General features: G+C 68.2%; 14 protein-coding genes and 4 pseudogenes. 12 read left to right on the top strand and 6 right to left on the bottom strand.

Annotated features, from left to right (window positions below):
• Positions 1–3 precede the first annotated feature (3 nt).
• Genes ADL25_RS37560 through ADL25_RS37545 form a run of 4 tightly spaced genes read left to right on the top strand, consistent with a single transcriptional unit; the run spans position 4 to position 4,209 of the window.
• Positions 4–1,437 carry an MSMEG_0567/sll0787 family protein gene (locus ADL25_RS37560; protein WP_079050851.1) on the top strand — a complete coding sequence of 478 codons (1,434 nt, stop codon included), beginning with the start codon at positions 4–6 and terminating at the stop codon, positions 1,435–1,437.
• Positions 1,434–2,288, top strand: a complete 855-nt coding sequence (locus ADL25_RS37555; RefSeq protein ID WP_059132406.1) for a carbon-nitrogen hydrolase family protein — start codon at positions 1,434–1,436, stop codon at positions 2,286–2,288. The genes ADL25_RS37560 and ADL25_RS37555 overlap by 4 nt, the downstream gene beginning before the upstream one ends.
• On the top strand, positions 2,285–3,121 hold the full coding sequence (locus ADL25_RS37550; protein WP_059132405.1) for a carbon-nitrogen hydrolase family protein: 837 nt from the start codon (positions 2,285–2,287) through the stop codon (positions 3,119–3,121). Before ADL25_RS37555 ends, ADL25_RS37550 begins: the two co-directional genes overlap by 4 nt.
• Entirely contained in the window at positions 3,118–4,209 is a 1,092-nt protein-coding gene (locus ADL25_RS37545; RefSeq protein ID WP_059132404.1) for an MSMEG_0565 family glycosyltransferase, read from the top strand. The genes ADL25_RS37550 and ADL25_RS37545 overlap by 4 nt, the downstream gene beginning before the upstream one ends.
• Here the strand turns inward: ADL25_RS37545 and ADL25_RS49395 are convergent.
• Complete coding sequence (locus ADL25_RS49395; protein WP_159045092.1) at positions 4,185–4,337, bottom strand: hypothetical protein; 153 nt, start codon at positions 4,335–4,337, stop codon at positions 4,185–4,187. The genes ADL25_RS37545 and ADL25_RS49395 overlap by 25 nt on opposite strands.
• 358 nt (positions 4,338–4,695) lie before the next feature.
• Here ADL25_RS49395 and ADL25_RS37540 point away from each other — a divergent pair.
• From ADL25_RS37540 to ADL25_RS37525, 4 genes and pseudogenes are all read left to right on the top strand, one after another.
• Positions 4,696–5,950: pseudogene (locus tag ADL25_RS37540) on the top strand (IS256 family transposase).
• A 61-nt stretch (positions 5,951–6,011) separates the two neighbouring features.
• Positions 6,012–6,743, top strand: a complete 732-nt coding sequence (locus ADL25_RS37535) for an HAD family hydrolase (RefSeq protein ID WP_059132403.1) — start codon at positions 6,012–6,014, stop codon at positions 6,741–6,743.
• A 120-nt stretch (positions 6,744–6,863) separates the two neighbouring features.
• Positions 6,864–7,331, top strand: coding sequence for a GNAT family N-acetyltransferase (locus ADL25_RS37530; RefSeq protein WP_059132402.1), 468 nt, complete (start codon positions 6,864–6,866; stop codon positions 7,329–7,331).
• A 262-nt stretch (positions 7,332–7,593) separates the two neighbouring features.
• Positions 7,594–8,133: a DUF6817 domain-containing protein gene (locus tag ADL25_RS37525; RefSeq protein WP_079050850.1), complete on the top strand. Its 540-nt coding sequence runs from the start codon at positions 7,594–7,596 to the stop codon at positions 8,131–8,133.
• 737 nt (positions 8,134–8,870) lie between these two features.
• Here the strand turns inward: ADL25_RS37525 and ADL25_RS37520 are convergent.
• Positions 8,871–9,785 carry an alpha/beta hydrolase gene (locus tag ADL25_RS37520; protein ID WP_059132400.1) on the bottom strand — a complete coding sequence of 305 codons (915 nt, stop codon included), beginning with the start codon at positions 9,783–9,785 and terminating at the stop codon, positions 8,871–8,873.
• Between the two features lie 107 nt (positions 9,786–9,892).
• Between ADL25_RS37520 and ADL25_RS37515 the strand changes: the two genes are divergently transcribed.
• The gene (locus tag ADL25_RS37515; RefSeq protein WP_059132399.1) at positions 9,893–10,327 is read left to right on the top strand and encodes a MarR family winged helix-turn-helix transcriptional regulator; all 435 of its coding nucleotides are present in this window, start codon (positions 9,893–9,895) and stop codon (positions 10,325–10,327) included.
• Between the two features lie 81 nt (positions 10,328–10,408).
• Here the strand turns inward: ADL25_RS37515 and ADL25_RS51095 are convergent.
• The 3 pseudogenes from ADL25_RS51095 to ADL25_RS37505 all read right to left on the bottom strand — a co-directional run.
• Positions 10,409–10,612 (bottom strand): annotated as a pseudogene (locus tag ADL25_RS51095) (IS630 family transposase); the annotation flags it as partial.
• Positions 10,603–11,618 (bottom strand): annotated as a pseudogene (locus ADL25_RS47130) (IS110 family transposase); the annotation flags it as partial. The pseudogenes ADL25_RS51095 and ADL25_RS47130, both read right to left, overlap by 10 nt.
• 437 nt (positions 11,619–12,055) lie before the next feature.
• Positions 12,056–12,288, bottom strand: a pseudogene (locus ADL25_RS37505) (helix-turn-helix domain-containing protein); the annotation flags it as partial.
• A 601-nt stretch (positions 12,289–12,889) separates the two neighbouring features.
• Here ADL25_RS37505 and ADL25_RS37500 point away from each other — a divergent pair.
• Both ADL25_RS37500 and ADL25_RS47125 read left to right on the top strand, forming a co-directional pair.
• Positions 12,890–15,790, top strand: coding sequence for an AfsR/SARP family transcriptional regulator (locus tag ADL25_RS37500; RefSeq protein ID WP_059132396.1), 2,901 nt, complete (start codon positions 12,890–12,892; stop codon positions 15,788–15,790).
• A 97-nt stretch (positions 15,791–15,887) separates the two neighbouring features.
• Complete coding sequence (locus tag ADL25_RS47125; RefSeq protein WP_181922977.1) at positions 15,888–16,427, top strand: sigma-70 family RNA polymerase sigma factor; 540 nt, start codon at positions 15,888–15,890, stop codon at positions 16,425–16,427.
• On the opposite strand, the gene ADL25_RS37490 is transcribed toward ADL25_RS47125, so the two are convergent.
• Complete coding sequence (locus ADL25_RS37490; protein ID WP_147317845.1) at positions 16,411–17,832, bottom strand: hypothetical protein; 1,422 nt, start codon at positions 17,830–17,832, stop codon at positions 16,411–16,413. The genes ADL25_RS47125 and ADL25_RS37490 overlap by 17 nt on opposite strands.
• 152 nt (positions 17,833–17,984) lie before the next feature.
• Between ADL25_RS37490 and ADL25_RS37485 the strand changes: the two genes are divergently transcribed.
• Positions 17,985–19,562, top strand: a 1,578-nt coding sequence (locus ADL25_RS37485; RefSeq protein ID WP_159045091.1) for a putative T7SS-secreted protein, incomplete at its 3' end; no start/stop codon positions are given.

The following is a 19,562-nucleotide window of genomic DNA, read 5'->3' as shown; positions in this document are numbered from 1 at the left end:
GCCGTGAACCTCGACGGCTTTGTCGTCGGGCCGGCCGTGGGCAGTACACCGGACATTCTGGCCCTGCTCGGCGACCGCAGCACGCTCGCCCGGCAGCAGACCGCTTACCGGATCGAGGAGGCGGGCAGCTCGGCGGACGTGACCGCCTACCGGAGGCTGCGCCGCGACGCGTTCGTCCGCGAACAGCGGCTCTTCGCGCACCACGACCTGGATGGTCGCGACAGCGATCCGCGGACCGTGGTCATGGTCGCGAAGGACCCGCACGGAGTCGTGGTGGGCGGAGTGCGCCTTGGCCCGGTCGATGACGGCCCCGACCTCGGCTGGTGGCAGGGCGGGCGGCTCGTCGTCGCCCGCCAGGCCCGCGGCGCGCGCGGCATCGGCGCGGCGCTGGTGCGGGCCGCCTGCGCCTGGGCAGAGACGCAGGGCGTGCTGCGGTTCGACGCGACCGTCCAGACCCGCAGCGAGGTTCTGTTCCAGCGCCTGGGCTGGCAGCGGGTGCGCAACACAACGGTCGCGGGCGCGCCGCACGTCCTGATGCGCTGGCCGATCGGCCGTATTGCCGCACTCGTGGCAGCCACGAAGTCCCCTCTGGGGCCGCTCCTGACCGCACTGAACCCTCCTCCGGGCTTTGTCGGTGACGACGGGGCTCCCGTCCCCGGCACCGACATGATCGCGGCGTGCGACGCGATCGTGCCCTCCATGGTCGAGCGGGACCCCGACTGGGCGGGATGGTGCGCGGTCCTCGTCAACGTCAACGACCTCGCGGCGATGGGAGCCGCACCGCTCGGTCTGCTGAACGCCGTTGGCGCCCGCGACGCGGCACACGCCGCCCGGGTCCTGGCCGGACTCGCACGGGCAGCGACGGCGTACGGCTTGCCAGTGCTCGGCGGGCACACCCAGCTCGGCGTCCCCGCCGCCCTCTCGGCGACAGCACTCGGCCGCACCGACCGGCCGGTGCCAGGCGGTGGCGGACGCCCCGGCCATGCCATACGGCTGACCGCCGACCTCGGCGGGGGATGGCGCTCGGGCTACCGGGGGCGCCAATGGGACTCGACCAGCCATCGCCGTTCGGACGAACTGCGCACCATGACCGCCGCGGTGGCGGCCGCCCGGCCCGCCGCCGCGAAGGACGTGTCGATGGCCGGGATCGCCGGGACGCTCGGCATGCTCGCTGAGGCGAGCAACTGCCAGGCGATCCTCGACGTGGCCACCACACCCCGTCCGAGCAACGCGAGCGTGGGCGACTGGCTCACTTGCTTTCCCGGTTTCGCGATGCTCACCGCCGACAGTCCATCCGCCCTGCCGCTGCCCGCCGGGCCCGCCACCAGTGCGGTCTGCGGCGAACTGACCACCGGAGCAGGCGTGGGCCTGCGCTGGCCCGACGGAGAGATCACCGAAGCGGTCACCTCGACGGTGACCGGGATGGGAACAGCATGACCACCCTGCGCGTGGCCGCCGTGGCCGCCGAGTTCAGCCGCGACCTGGAGGAGGACTTCCTGATCGCCGAACAGCTGATCAAGGAAGCCCGAGAGGCGGGCGCAACGCTGCTCGCCCTGCCGGAGGCATGCCTGGGCGGCTACCTCCTCAGCCTCGACAACGACACCGAACTCGACGACGGCCCGCCCGCGCTCGCCGTGGACGGCCCGGAGATCGGCCGACTGGCCGCCCTCGCCGGGGAGATGACGGTCGTGGCCGGATACTGCGAAGCCGACGGCGAGGGCCGCCGCTACAACAGCGTCGTCTGCGTCACCGGCGACGGCGTCCTCGGCAACCACCGCAAGGTCCACCAGCCGCTGAGCGAAGACGCGTCCTACTCCTCCGGCGATCGCTTCCACGCCTTCGACACGCCCGTCGGCCGGATCGGCATGATGATCTGCTACGACAAGGCGTTCCCGGAGTCCGCTCGCGCCCTGGCCCTGGACGGCGCTCAGATCGGCGTCTGTGTCTCTGCCTGGCCCGGCTCCCGCACCAACGCGGTCGCCGATCTCGCACAGGACCGCTGGAAACGACGCTTCGACCTGTTCGACCGGGCCCGCGCCCTGGAGAACCAGATCGTGTGGCTGTCCGCCAACCAGGCCGGCACCTTTGGCTCGCTACGCTTTGTCGGCAGCGCCAAGGTCGTCGACCCCGGCGGCGAGATCCTCGCCGACACCGGTATCGCGGCCGGTATCGCCGTCGCCGAGATCGACGTCGTGCAGGCGCTGGAGACCGCCCGCCGGTCGATGGGCCACCTGCGCGACCGGCGACCCGATACCTACGACCTGTCACCAGGAGCAGTCAGCGCATGACCACCGTCCGGATCGCGGCCGCGGCGGCCCACTTCGGCCGCGACCTGGAGTTCGACCTGGCCCGTATCGCCAAACTCATCAAGGACGCACGCACCTCGGGCGCCGCACTGCTGGTCCTGCCCGACGCCGCGCTCGGCGGCTACGTGGCCGACCTGCGTCACCCCGACCCCGCGGCTCTGCCCCCGGCCCTCAAACCCGACGACCCGCTGATCCTGCAAGTCGCCCGTCTGGCTGCTGAGATAGTGGTCTGCTTCGGCTACTGCGAGGACGCCGGCGACGAGCGCTACAACGCCGCCGTGTGCGTCAGCGGCGACGGCGTCCTCGGCCGCCACCGCAAGGTCCACCTCCCGGCCGGAGAAGTCGCCGCCTACTCCCCGGGCGACCGCTTTGCCGCCTTCGACACCCCGGTCGGCCGGATCGGCATGCTCATTGACTACGACAAGACCTTTCCCGAGTCGGCCCGTTCTTTGGCACTGGACGGCGCCGAGATCCTCGCATGCCTCTCTGCCTGGCCCACGTCCATCACCAACCGCGCCCCGCGCATGGCTCAAGATCGCCAGTCCAGGCTCTTCGACCTCTACGACCAGGCCCGTGCCGCGGAGAACCAGGTGGTCCTCGCCTCCTCCAACCAGACCGGCGCCCTCGGCGGCATGCGCTTCCTCGGCCAGTCCAAGGTCGTCGGCCCGGGCGGTGACATCCTCGCCCGCACCTGGTCCAAGGCCGGCCTCGCGGTTGCAGAGGTGGACGTCGTCGAGGAGATCGAGCGGGCCCGACGACTCCTGCGCCACCTCGACGAACGCCGCCCCGACACCTACCGGGATGCCCGCACGTGAAGATCGCCCTGCTCAGCTACTCCACCAAGCCGCGTGGCGGCGTCGTCCACACGCTCGCCCTCGCCGAGGCGCTCGCCGCGACCGGGCAGGACGTCACGGTGTGGACGCTGGGACGAGGGGGCGACTCCGGCTTCTTCCGCCCGGTCGATCCCGCAGTACGACTGCGGATCGTCCCCTTCCCAGACGGCCCCGACGGCGAGACGGTCGGCGAACGCATCCGGCGCTCCATCGCCGTCCTCGGCGAAGCCTTCGAGCCCTTCACGGCGAGGTACGACATTGTTCACGCCCAGGACTGCATCAGCGCCAATGCGGTCGGTGGCCGCTGCATCCGCACGGTCCACCACCTCGACCACTTCACCACCCCTGAACTGGCCGCCTGCCACGAGCTGGCCATTGTCGAACCGTACGCGCACATCTGCGTGTCGGCGGCCGTTGCTACGGAGCTGGCAGACGGCTGGGGCATCGACGCGGCAGTCATACCCAACGGAGTTTCCTTCGACCGTTTCGCCAGCACGGATTCGGCCGACCGGGCGAACTGGCGCTCCCGCCTGGGCCGTTACGTCCTCACGGTCGGCGGCATCGAGCCGCGCAAGGGCTCATTGGACCTGCTGGAGGCGTACGTGTACCTGCGCTCCGCCCACCCGGACGTACGGCTGGTGATCGCGGGCGGAGAGACCCTTTTCGACTACCGCGACTACCGCGTCCGCTGGGAGACACGGGCGGCTGAACTCGGTGTCGAGCCGGTCGTCCTGGGTGAGGTGGCCGAGAGCGACCTGCCGTCGCTTGTGGCGGCTGCCGATGCCTTCGCCTTCCCGTCCCTAAAGGAAGGCTTCGGCCTGGCGGCGATGGAAGCCCTCGCCGCAGGTGTGCCCCTGGTCGTGCGAGACCTGCCCGTCCTGCGCGAGGTCTTCGGCGCCACCGCGCGCTTCGCCACCACACCCCAGGACCTGGCCGTCGAACTCGGCCGCGCCCTCACAGACGACGACCCGGCTCGACGGACTGCCGGACGCGACCTCGCAGCCCGCCACACCTGGGAAACGGCGGCCCGCAACCACTGCGACTTCTACCGCACCTTGACCTCGCAATGAGACGAGGAGGTGCCGTCGACCAGGGCCAGGGTCCGCACGACGTCGTTGACGTAGGCTGCAGTAGCAGTGAGCTTGGACGAGGTGCCCTTCTTGCCGCAGATCAGGTGATGCTTACTTCCCTTCTTCACGTAGTCGACCGGCGACGACTCAGTGATCTCGCCCCTCCTTTCGCGCGGATGTGAGAGGCATTCACGCAGGCGCAAGGCCAATCGAAAGTGGCTGCTACGTGTAGCTCGTCGAGCAACACGCGATGCAGTTCTCGAGCACGCCTGCCTCGTGCCACCTGCCCAGTCTGCGTCGGCACGTCTGCCCGGCGTCAAAGCCCGCTCCAGCGACAGCAGTTGCCAGCCGGCGTTGTTGTAGAGCAATGCTCAAGATCTGTGGATCGGCCTCGGGTTGGACGCGAACGGGCGTACCTTCCCGAGTGATCGACTTCTGATCTCCGAGTAGGCCCGTGCTGCGAACGCGGGTCAGGAAGGCACGCCCGTGCTCAGGGTAGTTAATGCGGATGGAACGACCGAGACCGGCTCCCTGATCGACGACATCGTCCGGGAGGGCGCCCGCCGGATGCTGGCCGCCGCGCTGGAGGCCGAGGTCAACCAGTACATAGCCGAGCTCGCCGACCAGCGTGACGAACGAGGCCGGCGCCTGGTGGTCCGCAACGGCCACCACCGCGAACGGACGGTGACCACGGCCGTAGGTCCCGTCGAGGTCCACGCGCCGCGCGTGAACGACAAGCGGGTCGACGAGGTCACCGGGGAGCGCAAGAGGTTCTCCTCCAGGATTCTGGCTCCGTGGTGTCGCAAGTCCCCGAAGGTCAGCGAAGTGCTGCCCCTGCTCTACCTCCGCGGCCTGTCCAGCGGGGACTTCATGCCCGCGCTGTGTGCCTGGGCTCGACTGCGGGGCTGTCGTCGGCGACGGTCATGCGGCTGACGAAGCAGTGGCAGGCCGATCACGCCGTGCTCCAGGACCGGACTCTGACCGGCAGCGACTACGTCTACGTGTGGGCCGACGGCGTGCACCCCAAGGTCCGCCTCGGACAAGCCCACTCCTGCGTCCTGGTCCTCATGGGCGTGCGCGTGGACGGCACCAAGGAGCTGATCGCGATCGCAGAGGGCCTACGCGAGTCGACCGAGTCGTGGGCCGACCTGCTGCGGGACTGCCGCCGACGCGGCATGACAGACCCCGAGCTGGTCGTCAGCGACGGCGCGATGGGACTCTGGAAGGCCCTGGCTGAGGTGCTTCCCGCCGCCCGGCATCAGAGGTGTTGGGTCCACAAGGCCCGCAACGTCTCGAACGCGTTGCCGAAATCCGCGCAGCCCGGCGCGAAGAAGGCGATGCAGGAGATCTACAACGCCGAGGACCGCGCGCACGCCGAGAAGGCGATCGCGGAATTCGCGAGGACCTACGAGGCGAAATGGCGCAAGGCGGTGAAGAAGATCACCGATGACGCCGAGGAGCTGCTGGCGTTCTACGATTTTCCCGCCCAGCACTGGGTCCATCTGCGCACTACGAATCCCCCATCGAGTCGACCTTCTCCACGGTGAAACTCCGCACCAAGGTCACCCGCGGCGCGGGCAGCCCAGCCGCCGCCTTGGCGATGGTTTTCAAGCTCGTCGAGTCCGCCCAGGAAAGCTGGCGCGCGATCACCGCACCCCACCTCGTCGCCCTGGTCCGCAACGGCGCCCGCTTCGAGAACGGTCACCTCGTCGAACGTCCGGAGGACACCTCCGCGGCGTGACCCACCTCAACTAATTGACAGATCTTGACAATTACTCCAAGTGCCACGGGATGATCAGCCCATGACAGATGTGATCTTCTTCGATCTGGACGGCACCCTGGTCGATCACCGAAGCGCAGTCTGGGAAACGATCGGCCAGATCATTCAGGCCGCGCCGAACGCGACGGCTCCACCGGAGGAGCTGGCGACGTTGTGGTGGACGCTGGAGGCGCGCCACATGCGGGAATACCTGGCCGGTCAATGCTCCTTCGCTGAGCACCACCGACGCAGACTCCGTTCCTTCCTGCCGATGCTCGGCGAGCCGATTCCTGAAAGCCCCGGCCTTCTGGACGCCTGGATCACCGAGCACTACCTCACCGTCTTCGAGGAGTCGTGGCGGTGCTATCCCGATGTCCAGCCCTGCATGGAGACCCTGAAACAGCTTCCCCACGGACCGCGTCTCGCCGTTCTCACCAACGGGGACCCTGAACAGCAGCGCGCCAAGCTCGCCCGCTTCGGCCTCCTCGAATACTTCGATGCCGTCCTGACCCCGACCGACCTCGGTGCTGCCAAGCCCGCCGCCTATGCCTCGGCTTGCCAGCGGATGCGGACGGACCCCGCGCAGGCGATCAACGTGGGCGACATGCTGGAAAGCGACGTGAACGCAGCCGCCCTCGCCGGACTCACCGGCATCTGGCTGGACCGAGGCATCGACTTCGTCACCGGTAGACCATCGCCGACAGCAGACGGGACGGTCCCCCGCATCGAACAGCTCACCGACCTCCCCAACCACCTATCGCCCACGAACGCCTGACCAGCTCTCGCGGCCTCCACAACTGAGCAACCGGACGGCCACAAGGACTGGAGCCTCCTGGATGCAGTGCGGAACGCGGGCCCACAGTACGAAGAACGACTCATGCGAAAGAGGGAACCGGTGAGCAACACCGTTATCAACGCCGAGCCGGTCGACGCGGCTGACGGCCAGGAACTGCTGGAGGAATATCAGCAGGAGCTCTTCCAACGCTGGAGTGGTCCGCTGCTGCACGATCAGACCGAGGCGCCGGCGGCCAACACGGGACTGGTCCCACCCGGCGGGCTGTTTCTTCTGGCGAGGGTCAACGGTAGCCCGGTGGGCTGCATTGGCATCCGGGCGCTGTCCCCAGGCGTCGGCGAGATCAAGCGCATGTTCGTGCGCCCTGCGTTCCGCGGCCAAGGGATCGGCCGGAGCCTGCTGACTGCCGTCGAAACCGAGGCCCGCAAGCTTGGCCACACGCGGCTACGGCTGGACACCATGGAGGAACTCATCGAGGCTCGGGGCCTCTACGCCGCCTCCGGCTACGTCAAGATTGCGCCATACACCACCAACCCCTACATCCGACACTGGTTCGAGAAAACCCTCTGAGTACACGCCTGTTGCGCCGGATCTACTGCTACGGCAAACGACACGAGCCGCATCCAGCCTCAGCAGCAGAAAATCTGATCCACAGGAATTGACAATGACTCGTCGTTGTAGCGCACGTACGGGATGCCCTACAGGCGGAGCACAGGGGGATGTGCCTGTACCAGGCGTTGTAGCTGCGGGTTTGGCGTGATCGGCGGTTTTCCGTCCTACGATCATGGGTGTTTCAGCTCAGACGGCGACCGTATGGATGAGTGAGGTTGAGATGACTGCTGAAGCATTAGCGATCTTGCGGGCGGCCGGAGCTGAAGGGATCGAGCACCCCGGCGGAACATTGCTGGCGCACTTGCAGCGAGTCAGCGCCCTTCTCGCCTCGTGGGGCGCTCGCTCGGAGCTGGTGTCAGCCGGGCTGTGTCACGCGTTCTACGGGACCGACGGCTTCCCGGTTGCGCTACTGGATTTGGGGCATCGGGCGAAACTGGTCGAGGCGATCGGCGTCGAGGCCGAAGCACTCGTGTACTTCTACGCCTCCTGCGACCGCAAGTCCTCTTACCGGGGGCTGACCGATATCCGAGGCACGTTCGTGGACCGGTTCACCGGCACGTGGATGCACCCAAGCCTCAATTCGCGTCGGGACTTCGCCGAGCTCACCGCCGCTAACGAACTGGACATCGTCGCAATCAGTCCCGATGTCCGCATCCGCCACGGGGCGAACCTACTCGAACTCCTTACTCGATGGCGGCCGCTGTTGTCCGAGCCGGCCTGGGCACACTGCCGCAGCGTGCTGGGCAAGGCCGACCACTGACCGTCCAACACCTACAACCCGGGGCTACATTCACTGCGGCTGACACTTACTCACCAGTCGGCGCTGACAGATGGTGCTGCAGGCCAGGCTGAGGAACTTCGTGGATGTGGTCGCGGATCTTCCAGCGGATCCCGCGGACTTTTTCGCCCCTGACCTGCAGCGATTGAGTCGCCGAGGGATCCTGCTGCCGCCCTCGGAGGCCTGGCGAGGCCTGGCGACGCATCCAGTTTGTAGTGCTGTGGCCCGTCGGCACATGGCCTCCGTCCGTCGGTGCCCCCTCGGCCACGAAGGACTGCGGTGCGCAGTCGACGCCTTCACGCCGCGGAAGCTGCGGGCGGGTGTCAGGGAGTGAGGCCATGCGTGCGGTTGCGCGCTCGTCGGGTGCGGGAGCTGCGGGCCAGTCGGCGCGATGACAGTTGTGAGCGCCGAAGGTCGGGCGGGGACGAGGGCACCGTCGCGTGAGGCTCGGCGTACGGCCAGGGGAACGGTGCGTTGCCGCGGCATTGGGTGCGAGCCCTGCATGGGCCCTCACCCGGGCCGGCGCAGTCCATGTAGTAGCCAAGGTTGCCGCCATCAGGCGAATTGTGGCCCTGTTCGACACCTACTCGCCAGTAGTCGCGAGACCTGGTCGGTGCCCGACCTTGAATAGCTCGTCCTTGCTGCCGACATTTCCTCAGCCACCTGCCTCCAGCGTGCCGCTAGTGCTGTGACCGCATAGGTTCGCCGGTTCGGATGCGTTACAGGTTGTTCGCATAGAAGCTGGTGAGTCGTTCGACGGCAGCGTCGACGTATTCGGGTTCGTCGTACATCTCGTAGTGGCCGGCGCCGTCGATCACCATGAGGTCGACGGGGTTGGGGGCCAGCTTCCACAGCTGCATGCCGGTGTCGTATGAGCCGGTGTTGCCGATGCGCCCGGCGAGGATGACCTGGAGTGGTTGGGTCATCAGCCGATCGGCCAAGTGGAACGCGTCGTAGCCCAGCAGGAGGGAGTCGCTGCGCAGGAGGCGCCGGTTCGTGGAGTGTTCGTTGCCGCCGCGCTCGGTGCGGTAGTAGGTGATGGCCTGAGTGGTGTCGATGTCGGTCAGGCCCGCTGCCGTGGCGTCCTCAACGGTATCGGGCAGCCAGTTTACGCGGATCGTCTCGCCGGAGCGGGCCTCTTCGGTACGTGCGTCCGCGAGGGCGTCGAGTGCTGCGGCCGGACCGTCGGGGGAGAAGCTGCGGAACGCGGCGCCGATGTTGACGGGGACGACCGCGCCGACCGCTTTGATGCGGTGGTCCGTGCGGGCGGTGTGCACGGCGTAGCCCCCGCCGGCGCAGATGCCGAGGACGCCGATGCGCTGCGGGTCGATGCCGGGGGTCGTGGTGAGCACGTCGAGGGCGTAGGAGATGTCCTCACCTCGGCGGTAGGGGTCTTCGAGGTCGCGGGGCTCGCCCTCGCTCTGGCCCTGATGGGCGGGGTCGAGGACGAGCGCCGCGATGCCGCGGGCGGCGAGACGGGAGGCGTAGTTGGCGCCGATCTGCTCCTTGACGCTGCTGCCCGGGGTGGAGAGCACCACGGCGCGCAGTGGTGCGCTGCTGTCGGCGTTGTCGGGCAGGTGGAGGTCTGTGGCGAGGTTGATGGGACCGCGCGGGATCGTGAGGTGCTGAAGCATGCGTGGCTTCCTTCGTGAGATCGTTGTTCCATAGGAGTCCAGTACAAAACGATATCTTGTACGATCTAGAACTAATACGAAACTGTACCGCATGGATGGAGGTTCGCATGTCAGTCGACGGGGCGCAGCTGTGGACGCTGAACCAGCGGCTGCTGGGCGTCGTGATGGATGCCTGCACGCGGGAGCTGGCCGAGCTCGGGTTGGAGACGAAGGAGTTTTTCGTCCTGGCCGAGGTGGAGGCATCGCCGTACCCGGCCGAGATCGCGACTGCGCTGCTGCTGCCCAAGGCGAGCGTGACGGTCTACGTTCGCAACCTCGTCGCCAAGCGCTTTGTCCGCCGCGAGATCGACGAGGCGGACTTGCGGCGTCATCGGCTCGTACTGACCGCTGAGGGCACGCAAGCACGCGATCTAGCACTTGCAGCCCTCGCCGCGGAGTACGACCGCAGGCTGGCGATGGTTACCCCCCAGGACCGCGTCGAGCTGCAACGCATCCTCAAAGCGATGCTCGCCTCGCCCGCGTCAGGCCGTACGCGCGAGTGATGCGTCTGTCCGGTGCTCTGCTGCACCTTCGGGCTGCGACCGCATGCATTCGTCAGACCGTTCAGCTTGCGACGGCAAGGGACGTCCGCCCCAGCGGATGCCCTGCTCGCTTCGGATACGGACACGTTCGCGACGCTGCGCCGCGAGGACGTCGGGGTGGCGGGCGTTGGCGTTACGCCAGTGCAGGTAGGCATGCAGGGCCCGGGCCTGGACGTTGTGGTTGGGGTGGTGAGAATTGGCGAAGGTGAACTGCCGCAGCGGTCCGAAGTGGGCTTCGATCGGGTCGTTCGACGTCCGACGTGGTGTTTCTTGCCGGACGCGCGGGTGACGGAGGCAGAGCCTGCATAGGCCTTCATGCCACGGGCGTCGACGAACCGCTGGCGGTCATCGCCGATCTCGGCTAGCACCCGGGCGCCGAGCTGGACCCCGAGACCGGGGAAACTCAAGATGACTTTGGCGTCCGGGTGTTGGACAAAAGCCTCCTCGACCGCCTCGGCGAGCTCGTCAGCAGCAAGGCAGGCGGCTTCCAACTGCCGGAGGAGGGCGAAGGTCTGCTTGCCGAGCGCGTCTTCGACCAGCTGCGGCTGGCTCGCGTAGTCACCCCGGAAGACCTCGCGGAGCCGGTCGGCCTCGGCTTCGATGCCGCGGCTGCGCCCAGCGCGTTTGAGGGTGGACCGGAGCTGGGCGCGGGTGAGCCGGGCGGCCTGGCTCGGGGTGGGGGCGAGCTTGAGCAGTTCGCGTGCTTCGGAACGGCACAGCCCGTTGGTCCATCCGGCGAAGGCGTCCAGGGCGGCGGGGCAGTACTCGCGCAGCAGCGAGCGTAGCTGGTTGGCGATCTGCTGCCGGTTCCAGGTCGCGTCCTGCTGGGCGCGTGCGAGGACGGCAATGGCGCGTGCAAGGTCGGTGTCGGCCGGCAGCGGCCGGTGCATAGGCATGTCGGTGCGCAGGATGTTGGCCAGCACCAGAGCGTCGCCAGGGTCGGACTTCTTGCGGGAGACGCCATGCCGGTCGCGGTAGCGGGCAGCGGCCATCGGATTGATTGCGAAGACCTTCCGATTGCCCTGCCGCAGAGGCCACGACTGGTTTCGATGGCGATCGGGATCGGGGCGTCCTTCGCGTCGCCGTGCTCGGCGAGCAGGTCCAGCAGCAGCCGGTAGCCAGCCATATCGTCGGTGATGCGGCGCTTGGCCAGCAGCTGCCCGGTGTCGTCGATCAGGGCGACGTCGTGATGCTTCTCAGCCCAGTCAATCCCGCAGTAGATCAAGTTGCCTCTCCCCTTCGGCGCCGGCATCTGCGCTGGTCACGAGCGCAAGCGGGCCACGCGGCTCCCTAATTCCAGGACTCTTCGGTCCGACATCTCACAAGCCGTTCGCGGCACCAGCGCGTCCCACGGGCCTCGGTCTTGTCCAGAGCTCGAGGGCTCGGGACTGGTAAGAGGTCACCGTGAAACGGGCTCGCACCACCAACTCCAACGAGTGAATGCGCCGCGGGTGATGGCGGCCGTGAAGACGCCGGACGTCACCGCTCTACCTAGAGGCCTTGCAGGCCGAGACTTGTATAGGTTGTCCACCTCGTCCACGCGACCGCCATTCACCTCGAGCACTGGGACCGTGCGCCGCTCTCAGTGAAGGCCTCAATCAACCTGGGTCCAGGAAGGCGTCACAGTCCCGTACTCGAACAGTCCGGCAGTGCTCCAAGAAGCCGCGCCGGTGCCGCTACCAACGAATTAGGGTCCAGGCAGGCCAGACCGATCTCGTCGAACCGATGGATCGTGTCGCGGCCGGTGTCCTCATCGGCCTGCACCACCTTCGCGATCACCGGGACCCGGTTTCCGCCGACCGAGGCCAGCAGCATCATCGCGCGCCGGTACCGCACCGAACTGGTGCTGCCCCGGCGCACGATCCGCTGCAGCTTCTGCCCCTCCTGGTCGGTCAGCTGCGCACACGGACAGGCTCAGCCACCACACTCTCAACGGTCGGATCGGACGTCTCCGGACATCCAACCGCTGGAACTGCCGACCCGGCGAACCTTCCCGGTCAGAGCACTAACAACGCATTCGCTCGGCGTCAGGGAACGCTCTTCAGGGCTCGACGCCGTCCTCGTCGCTGGCCTCGGCTCGGGGTCCGCCCCCAGTATCTGTCGCGGATCTTCGTCCACTTCTGGCGCGCGGAGGCGTTCCGCAACCGCATGGCTGCATTGAACGGGCTGCGCCCTCGCTATCGTCCGGGGCCTCGCGCAAGCCCATGCCGGCCGAGTCGCCGCGGCATCTGTCCTCGATCGGGGTTCGGCCTTCACTTTACGGCTATCGGTGACTGATCCCGAAGACCTGCCCGTCAGATACCGGCGGGCGAGACCAGCAGAGGCATACTGCTTAAACTGCAAATAAAGGGCTTATCGTAGGATGGGGTCGTGTGCGTGTCAGCTCGGGCACGTGCCGGTACTCTGTGGTGGAGCGGTCCTGCGTTGCGAGGTTCGCGTGGACTCTATGCTGGCCCGTAGCCGAACCCCTTCAAGGCGGGCGCTTCGGATCTATGTGTTGTCACAGTTGGTACGGTAAGTCCTGTGTGTATACGTTTCGCCGTGCTCGGCCCGGTCAGAGCCTGGCGCGGCGACACGGAACTGGTGCTGGGACCGCCCAAGCAACGTGCCCTCCTCGCGTTGCTGCTGACCGAGGCGGGGCACCCGGTTGCCGTGCACGAGATCGTCGACGCCCTGTGGGGACAGAACCCGCCGGACACGGCTGTCAACGTGGTTCAGCGGCACATCGGCGCACTGCGCCGACTGCTCGAACCCGATCTCCCGGCGAGGGGCGAGTCACGGTGGCTGGTGCGCGGCTCGGGCGGCTACCGGCTGGAAGTAGAGCCTGCCGGGCTTGACCTGCTTCGCTTCCGGGCCCTGCGGCAGCAGGCGGAGCATGCGGCACAGAACCGGGATCCGGCTGCTGCCACCGAGTACTTGATCCAGGCTCTGGCCCTGTGGCGCGGGCCCGCGGCCTCCGGGATCGCGCCCGAGGTGAGATCCCACCCGGCCTTCACCGCCCTGGATGGCGAACATCTCGCTGCCGTCAAGGGAGCAGCCGAACTGGCCCTGGAAGCCGGGCCGGGCCTGGGTGCGCGAGTGCTGGTGACGCTCCGGCAGGCCGCCGCGCAGCATCCGTTGGACGAGGCGCTGCAGGCCAGGCTGATTCTGATGCTCGCAGCCACCGGGCATCAGGCCGAAGCCCTGGACGTTCATCGTTCTGTGCGTACTCGACTCGCTGACGAACTGGGGGTGCAGCCGGGCCCTGAACTGCAGGCCGCTCACCAACGTGTCCTTGGCCGCGCCTACGACATGACCACTGCGAAGCAGGTCGCGAGCGCGAAGTCCACCGGTCCGGACGAGAGTGGGGGAGGGGTGGCCGACGCGGCGGAGGTGGAACTGAATCCTGTCGTCGTGGTCAAGCCTGCCCAACTGCCCGTGGCCCTGCCTGCCTTCACCGGTCGGCGCCATGAACTCGCCCACGTCGACAGGCTGCTGCCCGCACATGAAGGGCCAGTGTCCACCGTGGTGCTCGGCGGCATGGCGGGCGTGGGTAAGACGACGCTGGCGGTCCACTGGGCGCACATGGTTGCCGACCGTTTCCCCGATGGGCAGCTCTACGTCAATCTGCGCGGTTTCCATCCCACTGGCTCGGTCATGAGCCCGGCCGAGGCGATACGGTCCTTCCTCGATGCATTCGGCGTTCCCGCGCAGCGCATTCCGGCGGGGCTGGATGCACAGGCGGCGCTGTATCGCAGCCTGGTCGCCGGCCGGCGAGTGCTGATCGTCCTCGACAACGCTCGCGACACCGAGCATGTCCGCCCCTTGCTGCCCGGTGCCCCCGGTTGCCTGGTGGTCGTCACCAGCCGTAACCAGCTGTACGGGCTGGTCGCCGGCGAGGGCGCGTACCCGCTTACGCTGGGCGTGCTCAGCGACGCGGACGCCCGCGAGTTCCTATCCAGCAGGCTCGGCGCCGAACGGATCGCGGCCGAACCCGACGCGGTCGCGAAGATCATCGCCGCGTGCGGACACCTGCCTCTCGCACTGGCCGTCGTCAGCGCTCGCGCTGTGGTGAACCCGACCTTTCCGCTCGCGTCCATCGCGGCCGAACTGCACGAGAACGAGGACAGCCTCGACGCGTTTTCCGGTGAGGCCCCTGCCGCGGACGCACGCAGCGCCTTCTCATGGTCATATCAACTTCTCACCCCCGCGTCCGCCCGGGTGTTCCGCCTGCTCGCACTGCACCCGGGCCCCGACTGCTCCCTCGCGGCCGTCGCCAGCCTGGCCGGACAGCGCGCCGGTCAAACCAAGGCACTACTGGCGGAACTGGTTCGGGCCCACCTGATCACCGAACCCCTTCCCGGGCGTTACGGGTGTCACGAACTGCTCCGCGCCTACGGCGCCGAATTGGCCCGGGCGCAGGAGACGGCACACGAGCTGGCCACAGCACGGCGCCGCATGCTGGACCACTACCTGCATGGCGCGCACGCTGCGGACAGCGTCCTCGCGCCCCGCCGGGAGCGAATCGACCTGCGGCCTCACATGCCCGGGGTGACCGTGCCGCGCCTGGCCGACCAAACGGCCGCCGCCGAATGGCTGGAGACCAACCGCTCCGTCCTGCTCGCCGCGATCGAGCAGGACGCCCGGCGTGGAACCGGCGAGCACGGCTGGCAGCTGGCCGCGACACTGGAGCTGTACCTGGACCGCAACGGCCGCTGGCAGGAACAAATCGGCGCCCAGACAGCGGCCGTGGGAGCGGCTCAACGCCTGGGCGACATTCGTGGTCAGGCACATGTGCACCGTGCGCTCGGCTTCGTCAATGGCCGCCTCGAGCTGTGGGGGGAAGCCGACGCGCACCTCGCGCGCGCCTTGGAGCTGTTCAGTGAGATCGGCGACCGAGCCGGGCAGGGCCGGACCCGCCGCTATTTCGCCTTCCTGGCCAACCGGCGCAAGCAGCATGAGCAAGCTCTCGAACACTACGAGCATGCGAGCGCGCTGTACCGCGCGGCCGGACGACGCAGCGGCGAGGCGAACATTGCCAACGAGGTCGGATGGACATACATCCTGATGGGCAAGTACGAGGACGCCCTGAATGAGTGTGCGCGGGCACTGTCGGACCACCAGGCGAGCGGCGACCGCAACGGTGAGGCCGCTGCATGGGACAGCCTCGGCTATGCCCACCACCACCTCCACAACCACGAACGGGCCCTCGACTGCTACGAGCACGCGCTGGAGCTGTACCGGGCGATCCGCGACCGCTACCTGGAGGCCGACACCTTGGTGCACATCGGCGACACCCACCGAGCAGCCCAACACCACACACAGGCCGCGCACGCGTGGCGCGAAGCGCTCGGCATCCTCGAGGACATCGGCCACCCGGACGCCCCGCAGGTCCACGACCGGCTGAAGGACATCGCCCTACCTGATCCATCCCCACGTCAGTAAACCGTCAGCGTTCCGGAAGCGGACCCTGCCTACGCTCCCCGCTCCGCTCCACCAGGAGCTGAAGCCGCGTAGAGCCTTCCCCTTCAGGAACTGGAACATGACCACGACCACTGACGCGGGCGTCGCGTCGGACGCGCACCGCAATCAACTGCTGCACACCCTGATGTCCGACCACGCGAAGGCATTGGTCGCCTACGCCGACAAGCTGCTGAACGACCACCACATGGCGGAGGACATCGTTCAGGAAACCCTCATCCGTGCCTGGTCGCACGCGGAGCGCCTTTACAGTACCGAGGGATCAGTACGGGGCTGGCTCCTCAAGGTGACCCGTAATCTCGTCGTCGACCGGATGCGCAGCGCCGTCGCCCGCCACGAGACCCTCGGCGCCCACGACCGCGACCTGCCTCTGCCTGACCATGCCGGCGCCGTGCTGGCCTCGGTCGAGACGACCGACCTGCTGCGACAGCTGTCCCACGAGCACCGTGAGGTCCTACTGCACACCTACCTGTGCGGCCGGACGGCGCAGGAGACGGCACGTATCCTCGGCATACCTGCCGGCACCGTCAAGTCCCGCCAGCACTACGCCCTCAACACCCTGCGCGCCAAGGCCGGCCGCGGCCTCAGGCGGGAACGGTGAGCTGCACATCCAGCACCGGGATGTCGACATGGCCGTTGGCGTCGGTGTACCAGCGCCAGTGCGCGCCGCTCGCTTCGCCGCAGACCAGCCCCGTCCAGCCCGCGCCGCCCGGCCCGCACAGGGCGGCCAGCTCCGCGGCCTCCCGCTCGCCGGGTGCACCGGTGACCACGACCAAGCCCTGCACCGGCCGGCGCGACGCTCCGGCGCGTACCGTCCCCTGCCCTGTGGCAGGCGCCGAGACAGCAAGGGTCTCCACCCGGGGCAGCTCCCGCAGGCCCGTGGGTACGGTGAGCGCCGGGGCACCGTCGGCTCCGCGCAGCACGGTCACCGGGGTATCCGGCCGGGTGCGTGCGATTTCCGCCAGCAGGTTGTGCACGACGTCCCGGGCCACGGTTTGATCACCGCTCACGCTGAGGACGCCGTCCAGTCGGCTGAGATCCACGAACACGGGCTCACCGTCGCTGTCCGTTCCTGCCCGGACGAGGCAGGCCGTCGTGACCGAGGACTGCGACGTCATGCCGGTGGTCTCGCCGCGGGTCAGCCAACCGCCGGCTGCGGCAGGGCGGCGCCAGCGCGTGCTGTCGATGTTCGTCCACGGGGCGTCGGCTGCGTCGGAGGCCGTAAGCCATACGGTCACGCCCGTGTCGTCGACGCGCAGCGCGTGCACCGGCCGTTCGGGCTGCTGCCGGGTGGGAGCGAAGTCGTCCAGGGTGGCGTAGGCGCGCCGCACCGATTCGGCGTCGGTGGCGAACCGTCGGCCCGCCGCCCGCCGCTGCATGAGCCGGCGCTTGCGCCGCATCGGCTCGCCCACCTTGCGGACGGCGCGCAGTGAGGTGGCGTACGCCCTGCGCACCCTGCGTCTTGCCACGATGCCGGCGGTGATCAGAGCGAGCAGGATAGCTGCGAGCACGGCCACAGCCGCGGCCAGCGGAATGGTGAACTTCGTGGTCGAAGCGGTGTCCGGCGGCGACGTCTGCTGTCCGGGGCCCGGGGGAGAGGCGATCTGGGTTCCGGTGTCACGGGCCAGTTGGACCTCGGGTCCCGAGGCGTCCTGCGGAAGACGCAGGATCCAGCCCGGATGCAGCTGGTCCTCCGGGCCGTTGAGCGCCGCGCCGTCCTTCTGTGCCAGACCGCGGTTGAGGTCGAAGATCTCTTCCGAGCGCGATGCGTCGCCCAATGTCGAGGCGGCGATCGATTGCAGGGTGGCCGGCTGTCCGCCCGTCTGTGCGAGGTCCGGGACCACGAACACCTTGATCAGACCGTCGCCGGACGCCGCGTGCGCGGACGTGGCTGCCCCGAGCGCAACGAGGCACGCCGCCAGCAACGCGGCCAGGGCGTGCAGAAGCGTGCGTGCCGTGGTGTTAGCCCGTCTGTGCTCGAACCCGAGGTCCGCGCCGTTGCTCATCGTGTCCACCCATGCCCTCCGGGATTCCGTTGCACCGACTACACGGAACCGACCGCTGAAAACGTTCGAAGCGAAAACGGTTTGAACCCTCCGGAGGGCCGACCCCGTGTACCTGGCGATCACGTCTCACGACACCGCACCGGGGGATACCAATGCCACGTCGGCACGCCAGTCCCGAGGACTTCCAGCTCGTCGGCATGGACTCGGACCCGACACCTGGCGACCCTGACCTCATCCAGGGCGTGATGCAGCGGTACCGAGACATCGGTGATGCCGCGGAGAAGGCGCTGAACGTTCTGAAGAAGGACGGCACGATCTCGCAGGGCCGTGGTGCGGCGATGGACCAGCTGAAGGAGAAGATCGGCGACGATCTCCCGGACAAGCTGACCAAGACCATGACTTCCTACCACGACGCGGCTCAGGCATACAGCGACTACATGCCGCGGCTGCGTGAGGCCCAGGACACCTTCGACCGGGCGGTGGACCAGGCAAGGGCGGCCGCACCACAGGCGAACCAGGCGCCCAAGGAACTGAGTGCGAACCCGACGGACGAGGAGAAGTCGCAAGTCCGCACGACGCAGGACTCCATCGACGCAGGCAAGGCCGAGCTGAGCGCGGCCAAGAGCCTGGCGGAACAGGCCAGATCGATGCGGGAGAGTGCGCAGCGGCAGTGCGCCGACGTGCTGGACCGGGCGGCCAAGGAGGCGATTCCGGAGCGCAACATCTTCCAGAAGATCGCCGACTTCTTCAAGGACTTCCCGTTCGTCCAGATTCTGCTGGCCGCCCTCGTCGCCGTCGTGGCGGTGTTCTTCCCGGTGGTGGGCGCACTCTTGGGCGGGGCGCTATTCGTCTTCAACCAAGTCGTCGCCAGTCAGACCGGCGGTCTCAAAGCCGGTGACTTCGTCGTCGGCCTGCTCGGGATCATCCCGGGCGGCTCCCTGCTGAAGCTCGGCGGCAAGGCCGCCGAGGCGATCGCGCCGGCCGCCGTGGCCGCTGTGAAGAACTCCGGCTTCATCACCAAGAGCACCGGCTCGATCACCAAGATCGGCGAGTCCCTCGCCAACAGCAAGGTCATCGGTGGTGTCCTCGCCAACCCCGTAGGAAAGGCGGCTACGGAAGTCACCGGCAAGTTCCTGGCCAACTCGGGGCTGGAAGCTGCTGCCAAGGCGGCCAACCACGACCAGATCACGGCTGCGGGTGTGTTCGCCGGGGCTGCTGCCGGAGCCGTGGCCGGAGTCGCCTTCAAGGGAGGCGTCGGCAAGGTAGGAAAGAGCCGCGGGAACCCCACGGTGGAGGAGGGCAAGGGCGGCCGGTTCGGTGACACCACAGCACCCGCCGCCGCCGACACCATAGGCAAGCGGGCCTCCGACCAGGTCGGTGGCTTCGTGGAGGAAGGTGCCACCCTCGGCACCAAGATCGGCGTGGGTGTGGCCCAGGGCGGCGACCCCAACGAGGTGGCGGCCGGTGAGATCGCCAACTCCGCTCCCAAGCTGGGCGTGGGGCCGGTGGGCAAGGCAGGCCTCGGCCGCGCCGTCGACGGCCTCGCCGACAAGATCCCCATCAAGGGAAGTCCCAGGCCGCCGGCCGGTCCGGTGCACACACCCACCGCGGCTCAACCCACGACGCCGGATCCGGCGGACGTACCGCTTCCGCCGTCACCGACCGGTTCGCGTCCCTCCAGCCCGGCTCCGGTGGACCCGGCGGACGTACCGCTTCCGCCGTCACCGACC

This window comes from Streptomyces sp. NRRL F-5122, assembly GCF_001507435.1.
GTDB lineage: Bacteria > Actinomycetota > Actinomycetes > Streptomycetales > Streptomycetaceae > Streptomyces > Streptomyces lannensis.
Note: the sequence above shows the minus strand (reverse complement) of the source record. Positions and strands in the feature narration are given on the sequence as shown.